This window comes from Agromyces arachidis (genome assembly GCF_052805135.1).
This window is the reverse complement of record NZ_JBRBDK010000004.1, coordinates 249810-261761: the sequence shown is the minus strand read 5'-3', so window position 1 is coordinate 261761 and position 11952 is coordinate 249810. Positions and strand designations below refer to the sequence as shown.

Below are 11952 nucleotides of genomic sequence, written 5' to 3'. Positions count from 1 at the left end.
CATTGACGCGGGCGCCGCGCAGGCGGAGGCTGAGCCCATGGCCGAGCTCATCCCGGAGAACCAGCGACGCGTCGACGACTACCTCGCCGAGACCCTGGTCGACGACGATGTCGCGCTGCGACAGGGGCTGGCGGATGCCGCGGCGGCGGGGCTCCCCTCGATCGAGGTCACGCCGCTCGGCGGCAAGTTCCTGCACCTGCTCGCGCGGATGACGGGGGCGCGACGCGTGCTCGAGATCAGCACGCTCGGCGGGTACTCGACGACGTGGCTCGCGCGCGGCATCCCGGACGACGGCCGGGTCGTCACCCTCGAGCTCGAGCCGCACCACGCCGAGGTGGCGCGCGCGAACCTCGAACGGGCCGGCGTCGCCGAGAAGGTCGAGATCCGCGTGGGCCCCGCCGCAGAGTCGCTCGCGCGCATGGGCGAACGCGGCGAGGAGCCGTTCGACCTCGTCTTCATCGACGCCGACAAGGAGTCGGGCGCGACCTACCTCGACTGGGCGGCCAGGCTCGGGCACCCGGGCACGGTCGTCGTGGTCGACAACGTCGTCCGGGCCGGCGAGGTCGCCGACGCCGACGCGACCGACTCGATGGTGATCGGCTCGCAGCGCGCCCTCGACCTGCTCGGCTCGGACCCTCGGTTCGACGCGACCGCCCTGCAGACGGTCGGCGCGAAGGGATGGGACGGCGTCGCGCTCGCGATCGTCGTCTGACGCGCGGCGACGCGCAGTACCCGCACCGTGCCGCGGCCCCGCCGGGCTCGCGGCCGAGAGGAGGATGAGCACATGTCCGATCCGGTCGGCGACATCATCGGGGACTACCGCGCCTTCGCGGCGCAGCAGAACGACCGCCTGCTCGAGCGGGGCATCGACATCGCGCCGTACCCGCTCGGCCACCTCGCGTTCCGCGTGCCCGAGTGGGACTGGTACGTGCACCTGCGCGGCATGCTCGAACGCCACGCGCGGGCGAGCACCGAGAACGTCTGGAACGGGCGGCCGATGTCGATGATCCTGCTCGAGGAACCGCTCCGCGTGCTGGGCGACAAGGAGATCCCGCTCATCGAGCTGATCCCGCCCGTGCACCAGCGCACCTACAAGATGGGGATGGAGCACATCGGCGTGGTCGTCGGCGAGGAGGTCGACGAGTTCGCCCGCCGTCACCGCGAGGTGCTGACCGGGCAGCAGTTCCAGAACCACCTCAACGAGCCCTACTACGTGCTCTTCGAGGACTTCACGCACATGAAGTTCCACCGACGTGCGCTGAAGGAGGTCCTCGAACTGCAGGGTCGCACCTTCGAGGGAATCCAGCACGTCGAGGGATGGATGCCGCAGCGGCTCGTCACCGCGACCGGGCCGAACCCGCTGCCCCGCTGAGCCGCCGCGCCCCGGCCGAGGTCGGGTCCGCCGCGCGGCCGGCGGCGCTCGACCCGCCGTGACCGAACTGCAACCGTCGTGACCGAACCGCAACCGGTCGCGCGTCCTGCCGCTGAGCCGGCCGCGGGAGGATGGCCTCGGGTCGCCCGGACGACCCGATCGGGGGTGCTCTGCGATGTCCGTCCCGAACCATCCGCCCGGCCCGACGCCGACGCCGACGGGCGATGAGATGCCGGCGACGCTCGACCCGTCACCGCCCGCGCCGGCCGCTCCCGCGGTCGGGGCCCCCGAGGGCCCCGAGCCGACCGGGGTGCGGCTCGCCGCCGTACTGTCCATGCTGCTCGGCGCGCTCGCCGCGCTCCTGCTCATCGGCGCTCCGCTCGCCGTGTTGTCCCCTTCCTCCGTCCTGTTCGCGCTCCCGGGCGTCGCGGCGGTGGTGCTGGGCATCGTCGCGTGGCGCTGGTCGCGCCGGGCGCAGCGCCGGACGTCGCCGATGGCGATCGCCGGCCTCTGGATGGGAGCGGTCTCGGTGGTCCTCGGCTCGATTCCCTTCCTGCTGATCAGCCTGCTCGCCGAGCCGCTCGGCGAAGCCGAGCCCGCGCCCGAATCATCGGAGCAGCGGATGAGCGCGATCGCCGCCGAGGAGGAGGAGCTCGACCGCGCCGTGTACCTCGCGGCCGACCGCCTCATCCTCCTCCGCGCGGACGACGCCGCCACCGACGACGCGGCCGGCCCGAACCGGACGGCGGGCCGCTTCCCGGCCGAGCTCGCGGTCACCACCGACGGCGACCGGCTCCTCACCGTCGACGGCGACGAGCTCGTCGAGCTCCCCGAGGGAACGCAGGTGCGCTACGAGTCCTGGGGCGACGGCATGCACTTCGCCCTAGGGCTCACGGGAACGCTCGGCGCCTCGGCGCGGATCGACGACACGACCGCCGCGACGCCCCCGGCCGAGTGAGGCCGGCTCAGTCGGCGAGCGCCCGGCGCGCGACGCGGTACTTCTCGACCCGGCGCAATATCCGGCGTGCGCATCGAGGGCTGGCCCCGTCGTAACCGAACCGCAACCGCCGTGACCGAACCGCAACCACAGGTCGGTCGCGTCCGAGACCGCCGTCGCGGGAGGATGTGCTCGGGTCGCCCGGACGACCCGATTGGGGGTGCACTCCGATGTCCGTCCCGAACCTCCCGCCCGGCTCGCCGACGCCGCCGCCGCCGACCGACGACGCGCCCGCGACGCCCGACCCGCCGCCGCCCGCATCGCCCGAACCCACCGGACCGAGGCTCGCCGCGGTGCTGTCGGTGCTGCTCGGCGTGCTGGCTGCCCTCATGCTGGTCACCAATCCGTTCCGCGGCCCATCGATCGCGATTCTGATCGTGGTCGCCGGCATCGCCGCTATCGTTCTCGGCTGGATCGCCCGTCGCTGGTCGCGCCGAGCGCAGCGGCGGATGTCGCCGATGGCGGTCGCCGGCGTCTGGCTGGGCGCGGTCGCCCTGGTCCTCGGCGTGATTCCGACTTTGCTGATCCTCGTGCTGGCCGAGCCGCTCGGGCCCACGCCCGAGGAGGCAGCGATCGCGCTCGCGGAGGAGGACGAGGATCTGGGCCGGGTCGCCGCGCTCGCCGGCGCTCGGCTGGTCGCCTTGAACGCCAGCGATGCGCGCGCGGACGTCTCGCACGGGACCGCGGTCTACCCGCCCCAGCTGGCCGTGTCGACCGACCAGGACCTGCTGCTCACCCTCGACGGCGACGTACTCGCCAAGCTGCCTCCCTACACTCGCGTGACCTACGAGACGAGGGCCGATGGCGAGCACTTCAAGCTGTCGCTCGACGGGCCTGCGGGAGGGTCAGCGACGATCAGCGACAGGCGGGCCGCACCCCCGGAGGGCTGACGCGGCGGCGACGCTCGTCGAACTCGGGGTCGTCAGTCGGCGAGCGCCAGGCGTGCCACGCGGTACTTCTCGACCAGGCGCACCTGCGTCTCGTAGTCGAGCCGGCGAAGTCGCCAGCGCGCCGTGTTGTCGTCGATGTCGGCGAGCTTCACGCGACGGGCGATCGGGTGGGAGCGCAGGCGCGCGTAGTACTCGTCGGCGGCGACCTCCGGCGTGCGCGTCAGCAGCCGCACGACCTCGATGACCTCGGGCACGACGCCGGCCTCGAAGAGCTCCTCGGCGGTGATGTCGGTGTCCTCGAGTACGTCGTGCAGCCACGCCGCCGCCGCCGCGACGGGCTCGGACACCGCGTCGAACCGCTCGGCGATGCGGCCCGGGTGGTCGATGTACGGCGCACCGCTGCGGTCGAGCCGTCCGCGGTGCGCGATGAACGCGATGCCCTTGGCCAGCGCGACCTGCTCGATGGCGCCGCCGTCGGGCGAGCGGTCGAACGGCGAGCCGGGGGCGGATGCCGCAGGCGCCCCGGCAACGGGTGCGGATGCCGCCGGCGCCGACGTGGGCCGGTCCGACTCCGTCGCAGCGGCGCCGCCGCCCTGCACGAACGTGGCGCGGCGGGCCTCCAGCACGATCGCCTCGAACTCCTGCGTGACGGGGTCGAGTTCGTCGTCGGCGGGGCCGGCGGGCGTGTGGGCGGGGGTGGCATCCGTCATGTGGTGCTGCTCCTCGTGGATGGCGGGACCGGGCGCGACATCCGCGTCGGGCTCGGGCTCGGGCTCGGGCTCGGGGTCGGTTTCCGTGTCGGCGCCGGCCGGCAGGTCGTCCTCGGATCCGGCGGCGACATCGGATCCGGCATCGGCGTCGCTCGCAGTCGCGGGCGCGCTCGGTGCGTCGGCCGCCTCGGCGATCGGGTCGCGCCCGCGCACCGGGCGCACGAACTCGAGTTCGGCCTCGAGCTCGCCGAGTTCGCGCTCGTCGAGTTCGAGCAGCGATCGCCCGCCGTCCGAGCTGCGGCGGTCGAACCAGTCGTGGTCGACCTCGGTGAGGCGAGCGCCGTCGCGCGTCGTGAAGTAGCGCCGGCGGCCGGCATCCGTCACCGCCACGATCACCGCCTCGAAGTCGCCGCTGGGCTCTTGGCTGCTCAGGAAGTAGCGCCGACGGTCGGCGATCGACGGCCGGGCGGGCACGTCGGGCACGTCGATGGGCTGGGCGTGCGCCCCGGAGCGTCCGTCGGCGGGCGCCGGCGCCTCGACCGCCTGCGACGCGGCGGCAGCGCCCGGCAGGGCGGACGCCTGCGGGGCGGGCGCCTGCGAGGCGTCGTCGTCGAGGGGGGCGGTCAACCGGACTCCTGGGTGGGAGGCGGTCCGCGGCGGGGCGGGCCGGGTTCGAGCAGTGGTGGGGGTCGGGGGCGGACGGGGATCGGCGGGTGGGGCCCGCGCTGGAGCGATGCTACGACGTTTCCCGGCCGGCGTGCCATCGCGGATCGGCACGCCGCGATCTCCGCGGCGCCGGCCCGGCGAGCGGATTCCACCGGTCAGGCGGGCCGTTCCTCCTCCAGCCGCGTCGACTCGCGGCCCCACCAGGTCGTGAGGTCGACCTTGTGGTTCTCGGCGTCGGCGAGGGTCCACCACTCGGGCGCGAACGCGTCGTCGACCATCCGCCCGCCCGCGGCGAGCGCCGCCTCGATGCGCGCGTGCACCTGGTCGTGCGGCACGCACACGTCGACGTGCATCCGGCCGCGCCCCTCGGCCACGGCGTCGGTCGGCTGCAGGAACACCGACGAGCCGCGCCGCAGCGGATCGACGAGGTGCGTGTCGTTCGGTCGCACGTAGCCCAGCACGGCCTGCCAGAACGGGGTCACGTCGGCGGACTCGGGCGACGCGACCGCGGTCTGCACGACCTGGAGCGCGGCGGCATCCGCGGCCAGGCCGTGCTCGCGGGCGACCGCCGAGATGCGCCGTGCCACGTCGAGGTCGCGGGTGCTGAGGTCGCGCAGGTCGCGGCTGATGAGCTTGACGGCGACCCCCTCGTGCCGCAGGTCGATGTCGGGCTCGTGCCGGACGACGTCGGCGAGTTCGGTGATCGCCGCGACGAACCGGGCGCCGGCGGCGTACGACGGAGCCCGGAAGAACGCGTGCGCGCCCCAGTACAGCACCCGCCAGTCGTCGACCCCGTCGGCGTCGTGGAACTGCTGCGGGCTGATCGGCTCGGGCGCGGTCGGCTCGGGTGCGTCGTCCATCCGCCCATGCTGGCGGTCGCCGCCGTCACCGGCAAGCGGCTGGCGCCGTCGGCTCAGTACCGCCAGCGCACCAGCTCGGCCACCTCGGCCGGGTCGGCGTGGCCGTACGCCTCCCACTCGTGCCGGCGCACGGCGAGGTAGGCGTCGAGCAGCACGTCACCGAACACGCCGCGGAAGAACGAGCTCGTCGCGAGCCGCTCGAGCGCCGCGCCGAGGTCGCCCGGAAGCGCGCGGATGCCGGCGGCCTCCCGCTCGGGCTCCCCCAGCGTGCCCGGGTCGACCACGACCGGAGCCGGCGGGACCGCGTCGCGCGCGAGCCCGTCGACCGCAGCCGCGATCACCGCTGCGGTCGCGAGGTACGGGTTCGCCGCGGCATCCACCGGCTTGACCTCGACGTTCGCCTGCTCGGCGCCCATGCCGGCCTGCCCGGGGACATACCGCAGCGCCGCCTCGCGGTTGGCCGGCCCCCAGCACACGTCGGCGCCCGCCCAGGTGTGCGGGCGGAGCCGCGCGAACGAGAGCACGCTGCCACCGAGCAGCGCGATGCCCTCGTCGAGGCGATCGAGGATGCCGGCGATCATGCGGCCGCCGTCCGCGCCGACACCGTGCGGCGCGGACGGGTCGGGGGCGAAGACGTTGCGCCCGTCGCGCGTGGCCGACAGGTGCAGGTGGCATCCGTTCGTCGCGCCGCCCACGACGGGCACGGGCGCGAACGACACGAGCAGGCCGTGCGCGGTCGCGACGCGGGCGAGCACGACGCGCGCGAGGGCGAGGTGGTCGACGGCGGTGATCGGGTCGCGCGGGGCGAAGGCGAACTCGAGCTGGCCCGGGCCGAACTCGGGGTGCATCTGGTCGACGGGCACGCCCGCGGCCTCGAGCGCGGCGAGCGCGTCGAGCGCGAAGGCCTCCACCTCGAGCACGGCGCGGGTCGAGTAGCCGGGCGCCGACGTCGCCGGCCGGTCGGCGGATGCCGCGTCGCGGTCGTCCCGGGCGCCGCTCGACCCCGCACGGAACACCGTGCACTCGAGCTCGAACCCGACCCGGAAGGCCAGGCCGGCGTCGGCCGCGTCGTCCGCCACGCGCCGGAGCGCGGTGCGCTGGCACGACGGATGCGACGTGCCGTCGAGCGAGTACAGGTCGGCGGGCGCCCAGGCCAGGCCGGCCGCGGCGTCGACGATCGCCATGGCCGACAGGTCGGCGATGCCGCGGAGGTCGCCGACGACGGGGTCGAGGTCGGCGGTGGCGTTGAGGTGGTCGTCGACCGAGAACAGCAGGCCGACGCTGTGCGAGATGGTCGCGCCGTGCGTGCTCGCCGCGAGCAGGCGCCGCTTCGGCAGCACCTTCACGCGCGAGACCCCGCCGTGGTCGACGTGGCACACGAGCAGGGCGCGGATGTCGTCGAGCCGGACGGAACCGTTCATCCGACCATCATGCCGCTCAGGCGGTCGCGGGCTCGCCCTTCAGCTCGGAGTAGCGCTGCGCGTGCACCTGGGCGATGTCGATCGACCCCGTGAGCAGGGCCTCGGCGCACTCGCGCGCGGCCTCGTCGAGCTCGACTTCGCGATGCCGTCCGTCGGCGCTGGCCTGCAGGGCGCGCTTCAGGCGGTCCCGGTCTTCGTAGATCATGGTCTCCTCTTCTCGGTCGCGGAGCGATCATGACGTCGTCGTCAACCGGTGAGAGGAGAACATACCGCGTCGGCGCGAACCTGCCAAGCAGGTTCAGGTCATCTGCGCGATCGCCGCCATCATGAAGAACAGGAGATAGCCGGCGAAGATGGTGAGCGCGATCGACAGGACCGCGATCCCCGCGACGGTCGCGACCAGCGCGACGGTGCGCGTGATGGCGCCGGAGCCGGCCGGCCCTTCCCGGTACACCTGCCATTCGCTGCTCGACCGCAGCATCAGCCCCGACACCGCGAACGGCGCCGACATCGCGAGCCCCAGCCACGCCGCCCCCGCGAACCTCGGCAAGGTCGCGTTCGCGACGAAGATCGGCAGGCAGGTCAGCAGGAGCGCGAGCGCGAGGGGCAGCTGAACGTGCCCGGCCCACCACACGGCCCGTCCGAACCGGCTGAGTCCGCGCGGCGGCCGCTCACGCCACCACCTGCCTCGCTGCTGGTCCCCGTCCCGCGTCGACGGAACCCCCTCGGCGCCGGACGGGTCCGAGGCGATGGAAGGGACGGGTCCGATGCTGCGGCTCAGCCCATGCTCGCCGACTGCACGGGATGCCAGGGCGCCCGCGCTGCGGCGCTCGTCGTCCCCCGGCTCGTCCACGCTCCGACGCTACCCGTCCGGGCCTGCGGCGACCGTTGACCGCGCCGCCGCGGAGTGGGGCTCCCCTCGACTTCCGGGGGAAAGGTATCCGGCGGATACCTTTCCCCGTCGCGCAGGTGAGCGGTGCTCCGCAGCCGCGCTCCGCGTCAGGCCGCGGTGCGCTCTGCCAGCGCGAGGTTCGCGACGAGCTCGTCCTGCGTCTGCGCGACGACGTACGCGGGCTGGTCGCGCTCGACGCGCCAGCTCTCGGCGAGCGGCCCGACGTTCACGGTGTCGAACCCGAACCGGTCGTACAGCTCGGTGACGAACGCGATCGCGTCGTCGTGGTCGCTCGACGTGGCGAGCGCCCGGCGCCCGGGCGTGCCCGCGGGGGCGCCATCCGTGGTGATGTCCTTCGCCATGATGTGGTTGAAGCCCTTCACGACGCGGCTGTCCGGCAGGTGCTCCTGCAGCAGCCCGGAGACCGTCGCGCGGCCCTCCTCGAGCGCGCCGATGCGGCCGTCGCGCTCCCAGTAGTAGTTGTTCGTGTCGATCACGATCTTGCCGGCGAGCGGGGCGACCGGGATGTCGCGGTACGCCTTCAGCGGCACCGTCACCACGATGACGTCGCCGGCCTCGCCCGCCTCGACGGCGGTCGCCGCCCGCGCGCGCGGGCCGAGCTCCGCGACGAGGCCTGCGAGCGTCTCCGGCTCGCGCGAGTTCGCGATCACGACGTCGTATCCGTTGGCCACGGCCGCACGCGCGACCTGGCTGCCGATGTTGCCTGCTCCGATGATTCCGAGAGTGGTCATGGTGTGTGGCAACGGAGGCCGCGCCGCAGACCTTCCCGCCGGATTCGGATCCCCAGCGGGCGCTCAGCTCGCGAGCACCGCCGAGAAGATGAACAGGAGCAGGTACGCGGCCACGATCGTGAGCAGTATCGACACGACCGCGATCCCGGCGACCGTCGCCGCGAGCCCGAGCACCCGGGCGATGAGCCTGCCGCCGACGGGCGGCTCGGCGTAGAGGTCCTGATGGCTGCTGGCGCGCAGCATCAGGCCGGACAGCGCGAACGGCCCGGCCATGGCAAGCCCGATCCAGGCGACGTCGACGCCGGTGCCGACTACGCCGAACCACGCCGGGAAGTCGAACCCGAGGGCGGGCTCCGTCGTGGCGACGAGGAGCGGCAGGCACACGACGAACAGGACGAGCGAGATCGGGAGCTGCAGGTGCCCGGCCCACCACACACCGCGCGCGAAGCGCGTGTGCGATGCGGGCGGGCGCCGGCGCCACCACCACCGCCGACGTGGGGCCCGATGCGGCGCGTCGCCGGAGGACGCGGCGTCGGACGGCACGGCGTCGCCGTCCGGCTGGGCCTGCGGCGTCCGCGGGCTCATCGAACCACGTCGGGGACCTGCACGACCACGCCGTTCGAGTACATGATCGGGTCGCCCTCCTGGTTGCCGACGTCACCTGCTCCGATGATTCCGAGAGCGGTAATGCTGACGACCAACGTATGCCCCGGGCGTTCGCGTCCGAAACCCGCGATGTCCAGCGTGCTCAGGCGGCCCCGAGCGCCCACGACCCCGCGATGAGGATCAGGAACGCGGCGGCGATCGTGAGCAGGATCGACACGATGGCGATCCCGACGATCGTCGCGACCAGCCCGAGCAGCCGTGCGGCGAGACCGCCGCCGACGGGCTCATCCCGGTAGAGCCGCCAGTGGCTGCTGGCCCTGAGCATCAGCCCGGACAGCGCGAACGGTCCGGCCATCGCGAGGCCGATCCAGGCCGGAGCTCCCGCCGAGTTGTCGACGCCGAACCATGCAGGGAACGCGAAGCCGAGCGCGGGGCGCGTCACCGCGAGAAGCACGGGCAAGCAGACGACGAAGAGCACGAGCGAGGTCGGAAGCTGCACGTGCCCGGTCCACCACACGCCGCGCGCGAAGCGCGTGTGGGAAACCGGCGGGCGTCGGCGCCACCACGGTGTTCGGCGGCGGGCTTCGCGCACGGCGTCATCGGAGGGGGCGGACACGGAATCCGAGTCGGGCTGGGGCATCCGCATGCTCAGCGCACCACGTCGAAGACCTGCTTGAGCACGCCGTTCGAGTACGCCTCGTGCTCGACGAGCTTCAGCGACCCCTGCTCGCGGCCGTTGAAGAGGCGCTTGCCGTCGCCGAGCGCGACCGGGAAGACGAGCAGGTGGTAACGGTCGACCAGGCCGGCCTCGGCGAGTCCCTGCGCGAGCGTGGCACTGCCGTGCACGATGATCGGGTCGCCCTCGCCCTCCTTGAGGGCCGCGACCTCGTCGAGGGTGCGGAGGACGGTCGTGCCCTGCCATTGCGGGTCGGTGAGCGTCGACGACACCACGTACTTCGGCATGGCGTTGTACTGCGGGAACTCGTCGGTCATCTTCGGCCAGATCGGCGCGAACTCGTCGTAGCTGACGCGGCCCATGAGCATCGCGCCGGCCTCGAGCTGCTCGCGCCCCTTGATCTCGTAGGCCTCCTCGACGAACGGGACCTCCTTGAAGGTCCAGCCGGCACGCGGGTGGTCGCCGCCGCCGGGCGAGTCGATGATGCCGTCGAGGGTGATGAACTCGGTCACGATGAGGGTGCGCATGGGTTGCTCCAGTCCGGATCGGTTCGGGCGGTCCGTCCGCCCTCATTCTTCACGTCGAACGGGAACACGGCCGATCGACACGGCTTGTCGAATTCCGGATCGAGCCTTCGAGCGGGACTGCATCGGGGTGCAAGCCGCCGAGACACCGGGACACCCAGGCACCGAGACCCGAGACCCGAGACGTCGAGACACGTCGACACGATGGCCTCGGACACGATGGCGGTGGAAAGGTATCCGCCGGATACCTTTCCACCGCCTTCTTCGAGGAAACACTCGGTCGCTGCGCATGGGGCGATCGGAGTCGGGCTGCCGAGTGCGAGCGCGAGTGCGGAGCGCGAGCGCGAGGGCGAGTGGGAGCGCGAGTGCGGAGCGGGAGTGCGGAGTGCGAGCGGGAGCGCGGAGAGCGAGCGGGAGTGCGGAGAGCGAGCGGGAGTGCGGAGAGCGAGCGGGATTGCGAGCGGGATTGCGAGCGGGAGTGCGGAGACGAGAATCGCGCCGGCGAGGGCTCCACTCCCCCGCCGGCGCGACATCCGTTCTCGCGATCAGGCCGTGCGTCAGCCCTTCGCGAGGAGTCCGAGCGTGTCGATCACGCGGTTCGAGAAGCCCCACTCGTTGTCGTACCAGGCGACGACCTTCACGTGCTTGCCGTCGACGCGGGTGAGCTCTGCGTCGAAGATCGACGAGTGCGGGTTGCCGACGATGTCGCTCGACACCAGCGGCTCCTCGGAGTACTCGAGCACGCCCGCGAGCTCGCCCTCGGCCGCGGCACGGTAGGCGGCGAGCACCTCGTCGCGCGTGACCTCCTTCGACACGGTCGCGTTGAGCTCGACGATCGAGCCGACCGGCACGGGCACGCGCATCGAGTCGCCGTTGAGCTTGCCGTCGAGGCCCGGCAGCACCAGGCCGATCGCCTTCGCGGCACCGGTCGACGAGGGCACGATGTTCTCGGCGGCGGCGCGGGAGCGGCGCGCGTCGGAGTGCGGGGCGTCCTGCAGGTTCTGGTCCTGCGTGTACGCGTGGATGGTGGTCATGAAGCCGTGCTCGATGCCGGCGAGGTCGTCGAGCACCTTCGCGAGCGGGGCGAGCGCGTTGGTGGTGCACGACGCGTTCGAGACCACGGTGTGGGCGGATGCGTCGTACGCGTCGGTGTTCACGCCGTACGCGAGGGTGACGTCGGCGCCCTTCGACGGCGCGCTCACGAGCACCTTCTTCGCGCCGGCGGCGAGATGCGCGCGCGCCGCCTCGGCGTCGGTGAAGCGGCCCGTCGACTCGAGCACGAGGTCGACGCCGAGCTCGCCCCAGGGGAGGTTCGCCGGGTCGCGCTCGGCGAGGACCTTCACGCGCCGTCCGTTGATCACGAGCACGTCGCCGTCGACCTCGACGGTGCCGGCGAAGCGGCCGCCGACCGTGTCGTACTTCAGGAGGCGCGCGAGCGCGGCGGGGTCGGTCAGGTCGTTCACGGCGACGAGCTCGAAGTCGGCGTCGCGCTCGACGAGCGCGCGCACGACGTTGCGGCCGATGCGTCCGAAGCCGTTCACGGCGATGCGGGTCATGCGGGAGGTTCCTTTCTCGTCTCGCGGCAG

14 protein-coding genes are annotated in these 11952 nt (G+C 73.1%); 4 read left to right on the top strand and 10 right to left on the bottom strand.

Annotated elements, in window-relative coordinates; genetic code table 11:
• Window positions 1-37 precede the first annotated feature (37 nt).
• The 4 genes from ACUY4T_RS07975 to ACUY4T_RS07960 all read left to right on the top strand — a co-directional run bounded on the left by ACUY4T_RS07975 (window position 38) and on the right by ACUY4T_RS07960 (window position 3259).
• Window positions 38-712: an O-methyltransferase gene (locus ACUY4T_RS07975; protein ID WP_446018389.1), complete on the top strand. Its 675-nt coding sequence runs from the start codon at window positions 38-40 to the stop codon at window positions 710-712.
• Between the two features lie 72 nt (window positions 713-784).
• Window positions 785-1372, top strand: coding sequence for a VOC family protein (locus tag ACUY4T_RS07970; RefSeq protein WP_446018388.1), 588 nt, complete (start codon window positions 785-787; stop codon window positions 1370-1372).
• A 175-nt stretch (window positions 1373-1547) separates the two neighbouring features.
• The gene (locus ACUY4T_RS07965; protein ID WP_446018387.1) at window positions 1548-2330 is read left to right on the top strand and encodes a DUF4190 domain-containing protein; all 783 of its coding nucleotides are present in this window, start codon (window positions 1548-1550) and stop codon (window positions 2328-2330) included.
• A 332-nt stretch (window positions 2331-2662) separates the two neighbouring features.
• A complete protein-coding gene (locus ACUY4T_RS07960) occupies window positions 2663-3259 on the top strand; it encodes a hypothetical protein (RefSeq protein ID WP_446018386.1) in 597 nt (198 codons plus the stop codon).
• A gap of 32 nt (window positions 3260-3291) precedes the next feature.
• On the opposite strand, the gene ACUY4T_RS07955 is transcribed toward ACUY4T_RS07960, so the two are convergent.
• From ACUY4T_RS07955 to gap, 10 genes are all read right to left on the bottom strand, one after another.
• The gene (locus tag ACUY4T_RS07955; protein WP_446018385.1) at window positions 3292-4596 is read right to left on the bottom strand and encodes a hypothetical protein; all 1305 of its coding nucleotides are present in this window, start codon (window positions 4594-4596) and stop codon (window positions 3292-3294) included.
• A gap of 194 nt (window positions 4597-4790) precedes the next feature.
• Window positions 4791-5495 carry a 4a-hydroxytetrahydrobiopterin dehydratase gene (locus tag ACUY4T_RS07950; RefSeq protein WP_446018384.1) on the bottom strand — a complete coding sequence of 235 codons (705 nt, stop codon included), beginning with the start codon at window positions 5493-5495 and terminating at the stop codon, window positions 4791-4793.
• Window positions 5496-5548: 53 nt separating this feature from the next.
• Complete coding sequence (locus ACUY4T_RS07945) at window positions 5549-6916, bottom strand: type I glutamate--ammonia ligase (protein WP_446018383.1); 1368 nt, start codon at window positions 6914-6916, stop codon at window positions 5549-5551.
• A gap of 16 nt (window positions 6917-6932) precedes the next feature.
• Complete coding sequence (locus tag ACUY4T_RS07940; protein ID WP_446018382.1) at window positions 6933-7121, bottom strand: hypothetical protein; 189 nt, start codon at window positions 7119-7121, stop codon at window positions 6933-6935.
• 93 nt (window positions 7122-7214) lie between these two features.
• Window positions 7215-7769 (bottom strand): hypothetical protein, encoded by a 555-nt coding sequence (locus tag ACUY4T_RS07935; RefSeq protein ID WP_446018381.1) that lies wholly within the window; start codon window positions 7767-7769, stop codon window positions 7215-7217.
• A gap of 146 nt (window positions 7770-7915) precedes the next feature.
• Entirely contained in the window at window positions 7916-8560 is a 645-nt protein-coding gene (locus tag ACUY4T_RS07930; RefSeq protein ID WP_446018380.1) for an NADPH-dependent F420 reductase, read from the bottom strand.
• A 63-nt stretch (window positions 8561-8623) separates the two neighbouring features.
• Window positions 8624-9145 carry a hypothetical protein gene (locus tag ACUY4T_RS07925; RefSeq protein WP_446018378.1) on the bottom strand — a complete coding sequence of 174 codons (522 nt, stop codon included), beginning with the start codon at window positions 9143-9145 and terminating at the stop codon, window positions 8624-8626.
• A gap of 163 nt (window positions 9146-9308) precedes the next feature.
• On the bottom strand, window positions 9309-9665 hold the full coding sequence (locus ACUY4T_RS07920; protein ID WP_446018377.1) for a hypothetical protein: 357 nt from the start codon (window positions 9663-9665) through the stop codon (window positions 9309-9311).
• A 149-nt stretch (window positions 9666-9814) separates the two neighbouring features.
• Window positions 9815-10369, bottom strand: a complete 555-nt coding sequence (locus ACUY4T_RS07915) for a dihydrofolate reductase family protein (RefSeq protein WP_446018376.1) — start codon at window positions 10367-10369, stop codon at window positions 9815-9817.
• A gap of 554 nt (window positions 10370-10923) precedes the next feature.
• Window positions 10924-11922 (bottom strand): type I glyceraldehyde-3-phosphate dehydrogenase, encoded by a 999-nt coding sequence (gap, locus tag ACUY4T_RS07910; RefSeq protein ID WP_446018375.1) that lies wholly within the window; start codon window positions 11920-11922, stop codon window positions 10924-10926.
• Between the last annotated feature and the right edge of the window lie 30 nt (window positions 11923-11952).